14 protein-coding genes are annotated in these 15186 nt (G+C 54.1%); 8 read left to right on the forward strand and 6 right to left on the reverse strand.

The window, feature by feature from the left end; all coding sequences use genetic code 11:
- Window positions 1-16 precede the first annotated feature (16 nt).
- The 4 genes from NNO02_RS04300 (at window position 17) to NNO02_RS04315 (ending at window position 4722) form a co-directional block, all read left to right on the forward strand.
- The gene (locus NNO02_RS04300; RefSeq protein ID WP_271454275.1) at window positions 17-1186 is read left to right on the forward strand and encodes an ABC transporter substrate-binding protein; all 1170 of its coding nucleotides are present in this window, start codon (window positions 17-19) and stop codon (window positions 1184-1186) included.
- Window positions 1159-2694 carry a thiamine ABC transporter permease gene (locus NNO02_RS04305; protein ID WP_271454276.1) on the forward strand — a complete coding sequence of 512 codons (1536 nt, stop codon included), beginning with the start codon at window positions 1159-1161 and terminating at the stop codon, window positions 2692-2694. Before NNO02_RS04300 ends, NNO02_RS04305 begins: the two co-directional genes overlap by 28 nt.
- A complete protein-coding gene (locus NNO02_RS04310; protein WP_271454277.1) occupies window positions 2694-3326 on the forward strand; it encodes an ATP-binding cassette domain-containing protein in 633 nt (210 codons plus the stop codon). The genes NNO02_RS04305 and NNO02_RS04310 overlap by 1 nt, the downstream gene beginning before the upstream one ends.
- Before the next feature lie 88 nt (window positions 3327-3414).
- Window positions 3415-4722, forward strand: a complete 1308-nt coding sequence (locus NNO02_RS04315) for a sulfurtransferase (protein ID WP_271454278.1) — start codon at window positions 3415-3417, stop codon at window positions 4720-4722.
- A 44-nt stretch (window positions 4723-4766) separates the two neighbouring features.
- Here NNO02_RS04315 and NNO02_RS04320 read toward each other — a convergent pair whose 3' ends face one another.
- Window positions 4767-5390: a CDP-alcohol phosphatidyltransferase family protein gene (locus NNO02_RS04320; RefSeq protein ID WP_271449109.1), complete on the reverse strand. Its 624-nt coding sequence runs from the start codon at window positions 5388-5390 to the stop codon at window positions 4767-4769.
- Window positions 5383-5952 (reverse strand): carboxymuconolactone decarboxylase family protein, encoded by a 570-nt coding sequence (locus NNO02_RS04325; RefSeq protein WP_271454279.1) that lies wholly within the window; start codon window positions 5950-5952, stop codon window positions 5383-5385. Before NNO02_RS04325 ends, NNO02_RS04320 begins: the two co-directional genes overlap by 8 nt.
- 81 nt (window positions 5953-6033) lie before the next feature.
- Between NNO02_RS04325 and NNO02_RS04330 the strand changes: the two genes are divergently transcribed.
- Entirely contained in the window at window positions 6034-6447 is a 414-nt protein-coding gene (locus NNO02_RS04330; RefSeq protein WP_202039709.1) for a pyrimidine (deoxy)nucleoside triphosphate diphosphatase, read from the forward strand.
- Here the strand turns inward: NNO02_RS04330 and NNO02_RS04335 are convergent.
- Entirely contained in the window at window positions 6407-6682 is a 276-nt protein-coding gene (locus NNO02_RS04335) for a YnjH family protein (protein WP_271454280.1), read from the reverse strand. The genes NNO02_RS04330 and NNO02_RS04335 overlap by 41 nt on opposite strands.
- Window positions 6683-6918: 236 nt before the next feature.
- On the opposite strand from NNO02_RS04335, the gene gdhA reads away from it, so the two are divergent.
- Complete coding sequence (gene gdhA / locus NNO02_RS04340; protein ID WP_003832501.1) at window positions 6919-8262, forward strand: NADP-specific glutamate dehydrogenase; 1344 nt, start codon at window positions 6919-6921, stop codon at window positions 8260-8262.
- A gap of 92 nt (window positions 8263-8354) precedes the next feature.
- On the opposite strand, the gene topB is transcribed toward gdhA, so the two are convergent.
- The 3 genes from topB to NNO02_RS04355 form a co-directional block, all read right to left on the reverse strand.
- Window positions 8355-10295, reverse strand: a complete 1941-nt coding sequence (gene topB / locus NNO02_RS04345) for a DNA topoisomerase III (protein ID WP_271454281.1) — start codon at window positions 10293-10295, stop codon at window positions 8355-8357.
- Between the two features lie 4 nt (window positions 10296-10299).
- Complete coding sequence (gene selD, locus NNO02_RS04350; RefSeq protein ID WP_271449111.1) at window positions 10300-11343, reverse strand: selenide, water dikinase SelD; 1044 nt, start codon at window positions 11341-11343, stop codon at window positions 10300-10302.
- A 116-nt stretch (window positions 11344-11459) separates the two neighbouring features.
- Window positions 11460-12011: an NAD(P)H nitroreductase gene (locus NNO02_RS04355; RefSeq protein ID WP_202038839.1), complete on the reverse strand. Its 552-nt coding sequence runs from the start codon at window positions 12009-12011 to the stop codon at window positions 11460-11462.
- A 173-nt stretch (window positions 12012-12184) separates the two neighbouring features.
- On the opposite strand from NNO02_RS04355, the gene sppA reads away from it, so the two are divergent.
- On the forward strand, window positions 12185-14041 hold the full coding sequence (sppA, locus tag NNO02_RS04360) for a signal peptide peptidase SppA (RefSeq protein ID WP_271454282.1): 1857 nt from the start codon (window positions 12185-12187) through the stop codon (window positions 14039-14041).
- A gap of 127 nt (window positions 14042-14168) precedes the next feature.
- Window positions 14169-15185, forward strand: a complete 1017-nt coding sequence (gene ansA / locus NNO02_RS04365; protein ID WP_202038841.1) for an asparaginase — start codon at window positions 14169-14171, stop codon at window positions 15183-15185.
- Window position 15186 lies beyond the last annotated feature (1 nt).

Below are 15186 nucleotides of genomic sequence, written 5' to 3' on the forward strand. Positions count from 1 at the left end.
AACGACTGGAGATACTATGCGTTACTGTTTATTGTGCCTGAGTTTGCTGCTCTCTCCGCTGGCGACCTTTGCGCAGAGTGATAACTGGCAGCAAATCAAAAACGACGCCCGGGGTCAGACGGTGTGGTTTAACGCCTGGGGAGGCGATAACGCCGTTAATCAGTATCTCGACTGGGTTAGCGGTGAGATGAAAACACACTATGCCATTAACCTGAAAATTGTCCGTCTGGCGGATGCCGCCGATGCTGTAAAACGCATCCAGACCGAAGCGGCATCAGGGCGTAAAACAGGTGGTTCGGTTGATCTCCTGTGGGTCAATGGCGAGAATTTTCGCACGCTGAAAGACGCTGGTCTGCTGCAAACGCAGTGGGCGCAAATGCTGCCCAACTGGCGTTACGTGGATACCCAACAACCGGTGACTGAAGACTTCGCCATTCCAACTGAGGGTGCTGAATCTCCGTGGGGTAGCGCGCAGTTAACCTTTATCGCCAATCGGGATATCACAGAACAGCCCCCTCGCTCTGCGCAGACACTGCTGGAATTTGCGCGAGCGCATCCCGGCACGGTGACCTATCCGCGCCCACCCGACTTTACCGGTACCGCTTTTCTCGAACAGTTGCTGATTACGCTCACTGCAAAACCACAAGCACTGAAAAGTGCTCCCGATGCAGCCACGTTCGCCGAGGTTACCGCCCCCTTGTGGCAGTATCTTGATGCTTTACATCCCGTACTGTGGCGCGAAGGGAAAGACTTTCCCCCTACGCCTGCGCGGATGGATGCCCTGCTGAATAGCGGCACGCTGCGGATGTCGTTAACCTTTAACCCCGCGCATGCACAGCAAAAAATCGCTCGCGGCGAGTTACCGAAAAATAGCTATAGTTTTGGCTTCTCTCAGGGCATGCTGGGCAATGTGCATTTTGTCACCATTCCCGCTAATGCACGTGCCAGTGCTGGGGCGAAAGTGGTGGCTAACTTCCTGCTCTCGCCTGAAGCGCAGCTCCGCAAAGCTGACCCCACCTTTTGGGGCGATCCTTCAGTGCTTGACCCCCAAAAACTACCAGCCGAACAGCGGGAGGCGCTACTGGCTCGAATCCCGAAAGGACTCCCCGCTGTCCTGCCTGAGCCACACGCAGCCTGGGTAAATGCACTGGAACAAGAATGGCTACGCCGTTACGGTACGCATTAATTCTGCTGCTCTGGGCCTTCATGACGGCAATCTATTTGCCGCTGGTCCCTGCGGCTTTTACGCTAATTGCGCCAGCGCTTTCCATTGCACACTGGCAGGCGCTGTTTGCCGATCCCCAACTCCTGCAAGCGCTACTGGCGACACTGGTTTCTGTCACGCTGGCAGCCACTGGCGCGCTCAGTATCGCCCTGCTGACCGTTCTTGCATTCTGGCCCGGCGCCAGATGGGTGCGGCTTTGTACTCACCTCCCCTGGCTGCTGGCGGTTCCGCACGTTGCCTTTGCCACCAGCACGCTGTTACTTTTTGCCGAAGGCGGCATGCTCTACCGTCTATTGCCGTTTCTCAGCCCACTATTGGACCGCTACGGTGTGGGTCTGGGCATCACATTGGCGGTGAAAGAAAGCGCTTTCTTGCTCTGGATCCTTTCCGCTTTATTGAGTGACAAGCAGTTGTCGCAACAGGTCATCGTGCTGGACTCTCTGGGTTACAGCCGATTGCAGTGTCTGAACTGGCTGGTACTGCCCTCTATCGCGCCAGCGCTAGGGAAAGTTATGCTGGCGATTGTCGCGTGGTCGCTCTCCGTCGTGGATGTCGCCATCGTCCTTGGCCCCGGCAACCCGCCAACACTCGCGGTGTTGAGCTGGCAATGGTTAAGTCAGGGCGACGCCGACCAGCAGACAAAAGGCGCGCTCGCCAGTTTGCTGCTGGTGCTGTTACTGGTCATTTTTGCGCTGGCGGGCTATCTGCTCTGGCGCGGCTGGCGGCGCACAATTCCGGCAATCAGCGGTGTACGCCTGCATTTTTCATCCTGTACAGCCGGACGCTCGCTGATACAGCTTCTGCCCATCAGCGGCGTTGTGTGCGCAGTCGTTTTGCTCCTGATGGCAGAATACTCATCGCTGAATCGAGATGCGCTGATCAATAGCCTGCTAATGGGGCTTCTGGCCAGTACGCTTGCGCTGGTCACACTGTTGATATGGCTGGAATGGGGGCCACAAACCGGACACCGTTGGGTCTGGTTGCCCATTATCTTACCCGCGTTACCGCTGGTCACCGGGCAATATACGCTGGCACTATATGCCCAACAGGATGGCCAGTTTATCACGGTGGTCTGGGGGCATTTATTGTGGGTAACACCGTGGATGCTGTTTGTGCTTAAACCTGCATGGCAGCGTATTGACTCACGCCTTATTGTGATTGCGCAAACGCTGGGCTGGACACAAAACCGCATCTTCTGGCAGGTAAAATGCCCATTGATTCTGCGCCCGGCACTGATTGCTTTCGCCGTAGGATTTTCGGTGAGTATTGCCCAGTACATGCCAACATTATGGTTGGGCGCAGGTCGTTATCCCACACTCACGACCGAAGCCGTAGCATTAAGCAGCGGTGGCAGCACCGCTATTCTGGCGGCACAGGCGCTATGGCAATTGCTGTTACCGTTGGTTGTTTTCGCACTCGCAGCCTCGCTTTCCGCCTGGGTTGGCCGCTTTCGACAAGGACTCCGCTAATGCTCATAGTGAAAGATGTTTCCCTGTACCTGGGTTCAACACCCCTGCTGACAGGCGTCAACCTTCAGGTCAATAAAGGTGACATCGTCACTATTATGGGGCCTTCGGGTAGCGGCAAGTCTTCACTATTTTCGTGGATGATTGGTGCGCTCCCCGATCAATTTCGTGCCTCCGGTCAACTATGGCTCAATGAACGGCGCATTGACACATTACCTACCGCACAGCGCCAGATTGGTATTCTGTTCCAGGATGCCCTGCTGTTTGATCATTTCAGTGTTGGGCAAAATTTATCACTGGCACTACCCGCTGACCTGAAAGGTACGGCGAGACGCGATGAAGTGGAACATGCCCTTGAGCGTGCGGACCTGGCAGGCTTTTATCATCGCGACCCGGCATCGCTGTCCGGAGGGCAACGCTCACGCATCGCCCTGCTTCGCGCCTTGCTGGCACAACCGCAGGCTTTGCTGCTGGATGAACCCTTCAGTCGCCTGGATGCGTCACTGCGGGATACGTTTCGCCTGTGGGTTTTCACCGAAGTGCGGAAGTTGGGGATCCCTGTGGTGCAAGTCACCCACGATGCACAAGACGTCCCCCCGGCAGGCCGTGTAGTACAAATGGATTCCTGGGCGTGAATGTGGCGTTATGCTGCGTTAACGCAAGGATTTTACTTAACCGGCGGCACACAATGTCGTCCTCTTTTTTTCAACGTCGGGCTATTCGATGAAACGTGTTTCTCAAATGACCGCGCTGGCACTGGCTTTAGGGCTCGCTTGCGCTTCTTCCTGGGCTGCTGAAACAGCACAGACGCTTACCCTCAACCAGTTACAGCAAAAACAAGGCGCGGCAATCGATACCCGTCAGAGCGCTTTTTATAATGGCTGGCCTCAGTCGCTCAATGGCCCTTCCGGGCACGAACCCTCCGCACTGAATCTGTCTGCCGCCTGGCTCGACAAGATGAACGATGAACAACTTACCGCCTGGGTTCAGGCACATCAGTTAAAAGCCGATGCGCCAGTGGCACTGTATGGCAACGACAGCGATGTGAAAGCCGTCAAAAACCGCCTGCAAAAAGTGGGTTTTAACCATATTTCGACCCTTAGCGATGCGCTACAGGACCCTGCACGCTTGCAGCGCCTGCCGCACTTCGAACAGTTGGTCTACCCACAATGGCTGCACGATCTTCAGCAAGGTAAAGACGTTACCGCAAAACCGGCTGGTGACTGGAAAGTCATTGAAGCGGCCTGGGGTGCGCCAAAATTTTATCTGCTGAGCCATATTCCGGGTGCGGGATACATTGACACTAACGAAGTGGAAAGCGAACCGCTGTGGAATAAAGTCTCCGACGAACAGCTAAAAGCGATGCTGGCTAAACACGGTATCCGCCACGACACCACGGTCATTTTGTATGGCCGCGATGTGTACGCCGCTGCACGCGTGGCGCAAATCATGCTGTATGCGGGTGTAAAAGATGTGCGCCTGCTCGACGGTGGCTGGCAAACCTGGTCCGACGCAGGTTTACCCGTCGAACGCGGCACCCCGCCGACGGTCAAACCAGAACCGGATTTTGGCGTCACGATCCCCGCCCAACCACAATTGATGCTGGATATGACACAGGCTCGCGGCTTGCTGCATCGCCAGGATGCGTCACTGGTCAGCATCCGTTCATGGCCAGAGTTTATCGGTACCACCAGTGGATACAGCTACATCAAGCCAAAAGGTGAAATCGCTGGCGCTCGTTGGGGCCATGCGGGAAGTGACTCCACTCACATGGAAGATTTCCATAATCCGGATGGTACGATGCGCAGTGCAGACGACATCGCCGCAATGTGGAAGCAATGGAACATTCTGCCGGATCAGCAGGTCTCTTTCTATTGCGGTACCGGTTGGCGCGCCTCAGAAACCTTTATGTACGCCCGCGCAATGGGCTGGCAAAACGTGTCGGTCTATGATGGCGGTTGGTATGAGTGGAGCAGCGATCCGAAGAACCCGGTAGCCAGCGGTGAACGTGGTCCGGACAGCAGCAAGTAAGATTGGCATGATTGCCGGATAAGCGTATCCGGCAACGCAATACGTTACGCCTGACGCTGAACCGCTTTCAGCGTCAAATATCCACTCCAGATCCGGGTGAGTGTTGTCATCCAGCACAGCGCGCCAAATATCCATGCCATCAGGGCAAAATATCCCGGGAACAGGCAGCCCAGCACAAACAACAAAATGGTCTCGGTTCCTTCGGTCAGCCCGCCCAGATAATAAAACGACTTATGCGCATAACCCGGATTATCAATCTGGTGTTTCGCCGCCAACGCGGCAAAGGCGAGAAAACTACTCCCCGTTCCGATAAAGGCGAACAACAGCCAGCTGCCGGCCAGCGCATTCAGCTCCGGTGCGGCCAGAATAAAACCAAACGGTACTAAGGCGTAAAAAAGAAAGTCGAGCGAGATATCGAGAAACCCGCCGGCATCAGTAAGCCCCCTGCGCCGCGCAAGCGCACCGTCCAGTCCATCAAACAGACGATTTAGCACGATAACCACCAACGCCGCCTGATACCAGCCTAAAGCCAGAAACGGCAACGCCAGCACACCAATGGCAAAACCAACCAGTGTCAGGCCATCCGGCGTAATTGCAGGCTTATCGATAACCCGCACACACCGATGCAAAAGCGGTTTTAAGCGCGGATGAAGATGGCAGTCAAGCATGTGGGCGTCCTTTGAAGGTGTCGCACAGTCCCTGCGAAGGAATATCAAGGGCGGCATTAAAGCGCGCCGAGAGATTTTGGAACGCAATCAGCGCGGTCATTTCAGTAATTACATCCTCGGTAAAATGCAGCTTCATTTGCGCCTTTAATGCCTCATCAACCCGAGGCGGCGTGGCGGTAACGGCATCCGCATAAGCCAGTGCGACACGTTCTTCTTCACTGAACAGCGTCGATTCTTGCCAGGCAGCAACCTGCAATACTTTATCCAGTGCGCCACAGCGTTCAGCCAGACGTAAACTGTTGGCATCCACACAAAAGGCGCAATGGCACACCTGAGAAACACGTGTCATCAACAATGCTCGCATCACCGGCGTTAAGCGCGCCCGCTTACGCTCCAGGAAGCCAACAAACAGCGCCACCAGCCAGAACAGAAATGGCATTCGCCCCCACCAGCGCGTGGGATGTAGCACATCGCCATAGTGTTTTTTCTGTGTTGCAACAAGCGGTTTCAAACTGGAAGGGATGCGCGTCAACGGTTTTACCCATGACTGAGGTTCATTCAACGGTTGCTCCTGAATACTTTTGGTCAAACCCATGGTTAACTATATTATGTCATTTTCTGCAGTTAGATCTTGATGAATATGATGAAAACCCTCGACGTGGTCGCCGCGATTATTGAACGTGATGGCAAAATTTTACTGGCTCAACGCCCGCAGCATGCAGATCAATCCGGTATGTGGGAATTTGCTGGTGGTAAGGTTGAACCTGGAGAGAGCCAACCACAAGCGCTGGTCCGTGAATTACGTGAGGAACTGGGTATCGAGGCTATCGTTGGGAATTACATCGCCAGCCATCAGCGTGAAGTATCAGGCCGATTGATACATCTGCATGCCTGGCACGTGCCGGCTTATCAGGGCGAGCTTTACGCCCATGAGCATCAGGATTTGGTCTGGTGCTCACCCAAAGAGGCGCTGCGTTATCCACTCGCGCCTGCCGATATCCCGCTATTAGAAGCGTTTATTCTTTTACACGCCGCCAGACCAGCGGGTTCGTGCTGATGGTTTTCTCATCGCGCTGGCACTGTAGCAGCACGCCATCGGCTTTCACCACCGCCCCTTCTGAATAGTTTTGATCCTGATAAATGCAGCACTGATTACAGGGCTGCGCGCGCTGGCCGCTGGAACTGAACACTTCCGGCGGCACATTCACTTGCACATCCGGACGATAAAGCTGATTTGCCAGTACCCCGTTGGATAACACCACCAACGCACCTGCCATGATTAAACGGCGCATATTCTTTCCTTTTTAACTGACATCTATGCTCAGTATAACGGTATAAACCGGCAGAAACTTTAGTTCCTCCATCATCGTTTTTGGTTATGAGCAACGCCGCGATATTAATTTACTTAGCGGGATTAATTTTTTCTTGCGTCTCGTCACACTGCTGATGGTATAGTCAAAAACTGCAAAACACTTAACACAAATATCAAAAATATAACCATATCAATACATAAGAGGTTCTTATATCTATGGATCAGACATGTTCTCTGGAGTCGTTTCTCAACCATGTACAAAAGCGCGACCCGAATCAGACCGAGTTCGCGCAAGCCGTTCGTGAGGTAATGACGACACTGTGGCCGTTCCTTGAGCAAAACCCGCGCTATCGTCAAATGTCCTTGCTGGAGCGTCTGGTTGAACCTGAGCGCGTGATCCAGTTCCGCGTGGTCTGGCTCGACGATCGCAATCAGGTACAGGTTAACCGTGCGTGGCGCGTACAGTTCAGCTCCGCAATTGGCCCGTACAAAGGCGGCATGCGTTTCCATCCTTCGGTGAACCTGTCGATCCTGAAGTTCCTCGGCTTTGAGCAGACCTTTAAAAACGCACTCACCACGCTGCCAATGGGTGGTGGTAAAGGCGGTAGCGACTTTGATCCGAAAGGTAAAAGCGAAGGCGAAATCATGCGTTTTTGTCAGGCGCTGATGACGGAACTGTTCCGCCATTTAGGGCCCGATACCGACGTCCCTGCGGGTGATATCGGCGTGGGCGGTCGTGAGGTCGGCTTTATGGCCGGGATGATGAAAAAGCTGTCCAATAACAGCGCCTGCGTCTTCACCGGAAAAGGCCTTTCTTTCGGTGGCAGCCTGATTCGCCCGGAAGCAACTGGCTACGGTCTGGTGTACTTCACCGAAGCGATGCTCAAACGCCATGGTCTGGGTTTTGAAGGGATGCGTGTGGCTGTTTCCGGCTCCGGTAACGTTGCACAATTCGCCATTGAGAAGGCGATGGAGTTTGGTGCGCGCGTGGTTACCGCCTCCGACTCCAGCGGTACCGTGGTTGATGAAAGTGGTTTTACAAAAGAAAAACTGGCGCGTCTGTGCGCGATTAAAGACAGCCGTGACGGCCGCGTGGCGGATTACGCCCGTGAGTTTGGTCTGACCTATCTGGAAGGTAAACAACCCTGGTCTGTTCCGGTTGATATCGCCCTGCCATGCGCAACCCAGAACGAACTGGATGTCGATGCCGCACGCGTACTGATCGCCAATGGCGTAAAAGCCGTCGCCGAAGGCGCAAATATGCCAACGACCATCGAGGCCACCGATCTGTTCCTGGAAGCAGGCGTTTTGTTTGCGCCAGGCAAAGCCGCTAACGCAGGTGGTGTCGCCACATCCGGTCTGGAAATGGCGCAGAATGCCGCGCGTCTGGGCTGGAAGGCAGAGAAAGTCGATGCCCGTCTGCACCATATCATGCTGGATATTCACCACGCCTGTGTCGAGTACGGCGGTGAAAGCAAACAAACCAACTATGTGCGCGGCGCCAACATCGCAGGCTTTGTGAAAGTTGCCGACGCGATGCTGGGCCAGGGTGTGATTTAATTCAGAACTGTAGCTCCCGTAGGCCTGATAAGCGTCGCGCCATCAGGCATTGCCGGATGCAGCACGCGTGCCTTATCCGGCCTACGAATACACTACACGCTCGCCTCATCTGCTGGCGGGCTTTTTTTTGCCGGACGTTTACGCGGCACACTCTTTTTCTTATCACTACCGCCAGGTGCAGCAATCCCACGGAACCGGCGAACGGGTGTACTACGAGCCTGGTCGATTAACTGATACAGCGTTCCGACTAACGGCTGCATAAAGTCCTGATAACGACACTGTTTTTCACTAATTTGGGTCAGAATCGACTCCCAGTGCGCGGTCATATCCGGGCGTGTCGCCATTTCAGGCAGCGAGTGGAACAGCGCTTTTCCGGCATCGGTCGAATGGATATAGCGCCCTTTTTTCACCAGGAATCCGCGTTTAAACAGTAATTCGATAATCCCGGCTCGTGTTGCTTCTGTCCCCAGTCCGTCTGTCGCGCGGAGGATCTTTTTCAGATCTTTATCCTGCACAAAACGCGCTATCCCGGTCATTGCCGACAACAACGTCGCATCGGTAAAGTGACGCGGCGGCTGGGTCTGACGTTCAACCACTTCGCCTTTTTCACACAGCAACTCATCGTCTTTTGCCACCACTGGCAGCGGCGTACCGTCGTTATCTTCATCGCGCTCTTTGTTACCGAGCAGCGTACGCCATCCGGCCTCGGCCAGGAAACGCGCCTTGGCAACAAACTTACCTTTGGCGATATCCAGTTCAATGACGCACTTACGAAAAACAGCATCCGCGCAAAACTGCATCAGATACTGACGCGCAATCAGGTTGTAAATCTTCGACTCATTGTCATTGAGATTGATGGTTGAGCTACGCGCTGTCGGAATAATAGCGTGGTGCGCATCCACTTTTTTATCGTCCCAACAACGATTGCGCGTATCGGGATTCACAGCAGGCTGCGGTAGCAGATCCGGCGCATGGATGCTAATCGCGTTCATCACCGCATGGCGTCCGGCAAAGTGCTCCTCCGGCAGATAACGGCTGTCCGAACGCGGGTAGGTAATCAGCTTGTGGGTTTCGTACAGTTTCTGGCAGATATCCAGAACGTTTTGCGCACTTAAACCGAAGCGTTTCGCGGCTTCAATCTGCAGCGCCGACAGCGAAAACGGCAGCGGCGCGGATTCTGATTCCCGTTTATCATTATAACTGGTGACTATCGCCGGCTGACCGTTGATGCGCTTCACCACATGCTCAGCCAGCGTGCGATGCAGTAAACGCCCTTCTTCGTCCTGATAAGGTTCACAGGCCTCGCTGGGTTGCCAGATGGCGGTAAAACGCTCATCGGCGGGTGTCACGATATGCGCTTTCACCTCAAAAAAATCTTTAGCGACAAAGTTCTCGATCTCTTCATCGCGACGTACAACCAGCCCAAGCACCGGTGTCTGTACACGGCCAACAGAAAGAACGCCCTGGTACCCTGCGTTGCGCCCGAGAATAGTGTAAGCACGCGTCATATTGATGCCGTACAGCCAGTCCGCGCGTGCGCGTGCCAGTGCCGACACGCACAGTGGGATGAAATCGCTGTTTGCACGTAGACGCTCTATCGCCCGCTCCACTGCCTGTGGGTTGAGGTCGTTAATCAGGCAGCGTTGCACCTGCTGGCGTTTTTCGGGAGCAAGCTGCAGGTAATCCAGCACCTCGTCCACCAGCAGTTGTCCTTCTCGATCGGGGTCTCCGGCGTGAATAACTTCGCTGGCTTCATGTAAAAAGCGTTTAATGACGTTGAGTTGCTTGGTCACAGAGGGACGCGGCTGCAGTTGCCACTTTTCCGGAACAATCGGCAGATCGGCCAGGCTCCAGCGAGCATAACGACTGTCGTAGGCGTCTGGCTGCGCCTGTTCGAGCAAGTGACCGATACACCAGGTCACCACTTGCCCATTTCCGCATTCAATGAAACCGTCACCTTTACGATGTGGCTTGGGTAACACATCGGCGATGGCGCGCGCCAGACTCGGTTTTTCGGCAATAAACAACCGCATCGGGTTAACGAATCTCAACCATGGCGCGACCGCCGCGGGCTTCCACTAGCTCACCGATAGCCGTGAGATCGATACCAAACTGCGCAGCTGCGGCTTTGACCTCAGCTTCAGATTCCGGTGTTACCGCCAGCAGCAAGCCGCCGGAAGTTTGCGGATCGCACAGCAGATCGCGTACCGATTGCGGCATTTCCCCCATCAGGTGTCCATAGCTCGCGTAGTTACGCTGCGTGCCGCCCGGCACTGCGCCCTGTGCGATGTATTCTTCAACACCGGGAAGCTTAGGAATGTCCTGGTAGACGATTTGCGCCTGAACGCCTGCCCCCTGGCACATCTCGCTCAGATGACCCAGCAGACCAAAACCGGTTACATCGGTCATGGCTTTCACACCGTCGATATCGGCAAATGCCGCACCGGCAATGTTCATACGGCACATCACTTCTGTCGCCAGTCCGACGTGTTCCGGTTTCAGCAGCGATTTCTTCTCTGCGGTGGTCAGTACACCAATACCCAGTGGTTTGGTGAGGAACAGCTTACATCCAGCCTCAGCGGTGCTGTTTTTCTTCACACGTTCGGTTGGCACAATACCCGTCACAGCGAGTCCAAAGATTGGTTCAGGGGCATCAATAGAGTGTCCACCCGCCAGTGCAATCCCCGCCTGACGACAGGCAAAACGCCCACCTTCGGTCACTTCGCGGGCTATTTCCGGTGCCAGCTTATCAAGAGGCCAGCCCAGAATAGCGATTGCCATAATCGGTTTGCCGCCCATTGCAAAAATGTCGCTGATAGCGTTGGTCGCAGCAATGCGGCCAAAATCAAACGGATTATCGACAATCGGCATAAAGAAATCGGTGGTACTGATAACGCTGGTGCCGTTACCCAGATCGTACACCGCCGCGTCATCGCGGGTTTCATTACCCACGAGTAAATTCGGATCAACAAACTTCGCCTGCTCGCTGTGCAGGATGGTTTCCAACACTTTCGGGGAAATTTTACAACCGCAACCGGCTCCGTGGCTGTATTGTGTTAAACGAATAGCGTTCTCGCTCATGGACATCTCCTGTCATTGCAATGCGGATATGGTAGCGCTCATTCCATGATGTGGTAAGAGTGACTGTCTGAATTAGGGTGTCTTTGCTCATAATCCAGACAGTTTTGCCGTTGATGTCAGAAATAACGGACGAATGAGGTCGGATCGGCAAGATTAATCGAGGTGGAGGCTTTTAGCTGCGGCGTTCCCAGATAGAGAAAACCGACGATTTTATCCTGTGGACGACAATCAAACGCTTCGCGGACTACCGTACTTTCCGTTAAGGCTCCGCTGCGCCAGATCCCGCCAAACCCTTGCGCAATCGCCGCCATTTGCATCGCCATTACCGCACAGCCCGCAGACATTTCTTGTTCCCACATCGGGACCTTGTCGCTTTCTTCACATTTCGCCACCACAGCGATAATCAGCGGCGCGCGAAACGGTGCTGTACGGGCTTTTTCCTGTGCTTTTTCATCACTTCCGGCAGCAATCGCGCCTTTTTCAAGCACGGCGCTAAAACGCTCGCGCCCTTCACCTTCAATCACAAAAAATTGCCACGGTTGTAGCGATTTGTGGTCTGGCGCACGCATACCAGCACGCAGGATATTTTGCAGCTGCTCTCCCGCCGGGGCCGGTTCGACAAGACGAGAAGCGCTACGACGGGTCATAAGTAATTCGAGTGCATCCATTTGCTTAACTCCAACAATGATATTTGTTCACAAAATTAACACGCGGGCGGATTTTGTTACAGCACAGGTGGTGATTCCTGCTGACAAGTGCCTGTCGGGTCATTACGATAGCCACATCTTAACGCCTTTCTCGTGGCTCACGGGGGCGTGTTGTTAATCGATAGGGAGAATACATGCGAACCCTGTGGCGATTTATTGCCGGATTTTTTAAATGGACATGGCGATTACTCAATTTCGTCCGTGAATTTGTGCTTAACCTGTTCTTTATCTTTTTAGTACTGGTGGGTGTTGGGATCTGGATGCAGGTCAGTAGCAGCAACACCAGCGAACATGCTGAACGTGGCGCACTGCTGCTGGATATCTCGGGGGTAATTGTTGATAAACCGTCAAGCACCAGTCGGTTAAGTGTCATCGGTCGTCAGCTGTTTGGCGCAAGTTCCGATCGTCTACAGGAAAACTCCCTGTTCGATATCGTGAATACCATTCGACAGGCCAAAGATGACCGCAACATTACCGGCATCGTGATGGACTTGAAAAACTTCGCCGGTGCCGACCAACCGTCGATGCAATATATCGGTAAAGCGCTACGCGAGTTCCGCGACAGCGGTAAGCCTGTCTTTGCTGTAGGCGATAACTTCAGCCAGGGGCAGTATTATCTGGCAAGTTTTGCCAACAAAATTTGGCTATCCCCGCAGGGTTCCGTTGATCTGCACGGCTTTGCCACCAACGGTCTGTACTACAAATCCCTGCTGGATAAGCTGAAGGTCTCAACGCACGTATTCCGCGTGGGTACCTATAAATCCGCCGTCGAGCCGTTTATCCGTGATGATATGTCACCTGCCGCGCGTGAAGCTGACAGCCGCTGGATTGGCGAGCTGTGGCAGAACTATCTCGATACGGTCGCCGCTAACCGGCAAATCCCGGCGCAACAGGTATTCCCTGGCGCGCAAGCGATGCTGGACGGCCTGACGAAAGTCGACGGTGATACGGCGAAATATGCTCTCGATAACAAATTGGTGGATGCTCTCGCCTCCAGTGCTGAAGTCGAAAAGTTGCTGACCAAACAGTTTGGCTGGAGCAAAGCGGATAAAAACTACCGCTCTGTCAGCTACTACGATTACACACTGAAAACACCTGCTGATACCGGAGACAGCATCGGCGTCGTCTTCGCCAACGGTGCCATTATGGACGGAGAGGAAACGCCAGGGAATGTGGGTGGCGATACGACCGCCGCACAGATCCGTGAAGCACGCCTCGATCCGAAAGTGAAGGCCATTGTCCTGCGCGTGAATAGCCCTGGCGGTAGCGTCAGCGCCTCGGAAGTGATCCGTTCTGAGCTGGCAGCGGCAAAAGCAGCGGGCAAACCGGTTGTCGTTTCCATGGGCGGTATGGCGGCGTCCGGGGGGTACTGGATCTCCACGCCTGCAAGCTACATCGTGGCAAACCCCAGCACTCTGACCGGTTCCATCGGCATCTTTGGTGTTATCAATACCGTAGAAAACAGCCTGGATTCAATTGGCGTGCATACTGACGGTGTTGCAACGTCCCCACTGGCGGATATCTCCATCACCAAAGCGTTACCGTCGGAAGTACAGCAAATGATGCAGTTAAGCATCGAGAACGGCTATAAGCGCTTTATCACGCTGGTTGCGGATGCGCGTAAGACGACACCGGAGCAGATTGATAAAATTGCTCAGGGTCATGTCTGGACCGGTCAGGATGCGAAAGCAAACGGACTGGTAGACAGCCTGGGCGATTTCGATGATGCCGTCGCGAAAGCTGCAGAGCTGGCAAAACTGAAACAATGGCACATTGAGTATTATCAGGACGAGCCTACCTTCGTGGATATGGTCATGGACAGCATGTCAGGTTCGGTGCGCGCCATGCTGCCAGAAGCCCTTCAGGCAATGCTCCCGGCACCGCTGGCTTCTGCTGCCAGCGCGGTAAAAGCTGAAGGAGATAAACTGGCTGCGTTTAACGATCCGCAAAACCGTTATGCGTTCTGCCTGACCTGCGCCAACGTCCGTTAAGTCGCTATTGCCGGACAGGACGCTAAGGCGTCTTATCCGGCCTACGAATATCGCGCAACTTTTAGGCCGGATAAGGCATAGCAGCCATCCGGCTATATTAATATCCTGACTCCTTAAGAAAATCGTCATGCAAAAGAAATCGATTTACGTTGCCTATACCGGCGGTACCATAGGTATGCAGCGCTCTGAACAGGGTTACATTCCGGTTTCGGGTCATCTGCAGCGCCAACTGGCATTGATGCCTGAATTCCACCGCCCTGAGATGCCAGACTTCACCATCCATGAATACGTCCCACTGATGGATTCCTCCGATATGACGCCGGAAGACTGGCAACATATTGCCGAAGACATCAAAGCCCACTATGACGATTACGATGGTTTTGTCATTCTGCACGGTACCGACACCATGGCGTTTACCGCGTCGGCGCTCTCTTTTATGCTGGAAAATCTGGGTAAACCGGTCATTGTGACAGGGTCACAAATCCCACTAGCAGAACTACGCTCGGACGGACAAATCAATTTGCTGAATGCTTTGTACGTTGCAGCAAATTACCCGATTAATGAAGTCACCCTGTTTTTCAACAACCGCCTGTTTCGTGGCAACCGTACAACCAAAGCACATGCTGACGGTTTTGACGCTTTCGCCTCACCGAACCTTGCTCCACTACTGGAAGCGGGAATCCACATCCGCCGGCTGGGGACTCCACCCGCACCGCATGGTGTGGGCTCACTGATTGTTCACCCCATCACCCCGCAGCCGATCGGCGTGGTCACGATTTACCCAGGGATCTCTGCTGACGTGGTGCGAAATTTCCTGCGCCAGCCCGTGAAAGCGTTAATTCTTCGATCCTACGGTGTCGGTAATGCACCACAAAACAAAGAGTTTTTGAAAGAGCTTGAAGATGCCAGTTCGCGTGGCATTGTGGTGGTGAATCTCACCCAATGCATGTCCGGCAAGGTCAATATGGGCGGTTACGCGACGGGGAATGCGCTGGCGCACGCGGGAGTTATTGGCGGCGCGGACATGACCGTCGAAGCTACGCTTACCAAGCTGCATTATTTGCTGAGCCAGAACCTGGATACCCAGGCAATTCGCGAAGCGATGACGCAAAATTTACGTGGTGAGCTCACACCGGACGAGTAAA

It is taken from the genome of Citrobacter sp. Awk 2, assembly GCF_028069815.1.
Taxonomy (GTDB): domain Bacteria; phylum Pseudomonadota; class Gammaproteobacteria; order Enterobacterales; family Enterobacteriaceae; genus Citrobacter.

Coding starts and splice junctions, on each gene's coding strand:
- NNO02_RS04300 (WP_271454275.1), top strand. CDS start 17: ATGCGTTACTGTTTATTGTGCCTGAGTTTGCTGCTCTCTCCGCTGGCG.
- NNO02_RS04305 (WP_271454276.1), top strand. CDS start 1,159: ATGGCTACGCCGTTACGGTACGCATTAATTCTGCTGCTCTGGGCCTTC.
- NNO02_RS04310 (WP_271454277.1), top strand. CDS start 2,694: ATGCTCATAGTGAAAGATGTTTCCCTGTACCTGGGTTCAACACCCCTG.
- NNO02_RS04315 (WP_271454278.1), top strand. CDS start 3,415: ATGAAACGTGTTTCTCAAATGACCGCGCTGGCACTGGCTTTAGGGCTC.
- NNO02_RS04320 (WP_271449109.1), bottom strand. CDS start 5,390: ATGCTTGACTGCCATCTTCATCCGCGCTTAAAACCGCTTTTGCATCGG.
- NNO02_RS04330 (WP_202039709.1), top strand. CDS start 6,034: ATGAAAACCCTCGACGTGGTCGCCGCGATTATTGAACGTGATGGCAAA.
- NNO02_RS04335 (WP_271454280.1), bottom strand. CDS start 6,682: ATGCGCCGTTTAATCATGGCAGGTGCGTTGGTGGTGTTATCCAACGGG.
- gdhA (WP_003832501.1), top strand. CDS start 6,919: ATGGATCAGACATGTTCTCTGGAGTCGTTTCTCAACCATGTACAAAAG.
- topB (WP_271454281.1), bottom strand. CDS start 10,295: ATGCGGTTGTTTATTGCCGAAAAACCGAGTCTGGCGCGCGCCATCGCC.
- selD (WP_271449111.1), bottom strand. CDS start 11,343: ATGAGCGAGAACGCTATTCGTTTAACACAATACAGCCACGGAGCCGGT.
- NNO02_RS04355 (WP_202038839.1), bottom strand. CDS start 12,011: ATGGATGCACTCGAATTACTTATGACCCGTCGTAGCGCTTCTCGTCTT.
- sppA (WP_271454282.1), top strand. CDS start 12,185: ATGCGAACCCTGTGGCGATTTATTGCCGGATTTTTTAAATGGACATGG.
- ansA (WP_202038841.1), top strand. CDS start 14,169: ATGCAAAAGAAATCGATTTACGTTGCCTATACCGGCGGTACCATAGGT.